The following is a 440-nucleotide window of genomic DNA, read 5'->3' on the forward strand; positions in this document are numbered from 1 at the left end:
GGGTTGTTTGGTTGATCAGTAGTCTCTTGATTATGACGGGAGCGATTTACTGGACGCCTTGGGTTGGTGTGATTGGTGGCATCATTCTGGCCGTTTGTTTATCGAGGATTTGGCAAAATAAGATGAAACAGAGTTTCTTGGATTGGGAAAAAATGATCCAAAAAGAACAAAACAGAATGCATAGAATTTATAAATTCATTCAGCTGTTTACAGATATTCCTGAAGTGAGTAGTACAGTGAAACGCCGTAAATACTTAGATCCTCTCCTCGGAGTAGTCAAAAAAACATCTGAGAACACGTATGCTTACTTATTCATTCGGAGCTTTTTACGAGGTAGCGAATATAGCGGCTTATTGTTTCGTTTGATTTTGGTTGGTGGCGTGCTACTCTTCTTTTTACAAGAATTCTGGATTGCGTTGGTAGTTGCTTTATTGTTTGTC

General features: G+C 39.1%; 1 protein-coding gene. It reads left to right on the forward strand.

What is annotated here, in order from left to right:
- Positions 1 to 440, forward strand: a 440-nt coding sequence (locus ACU8YE_RS25405) for an ABC transporter permease (RefSeq protein ID WP_446930356.1), incomplete at both ends; no start/stop codon positions are given.

This window comes from Ralstonia sp. VS2407 (genome assembly GCF_052950655.1).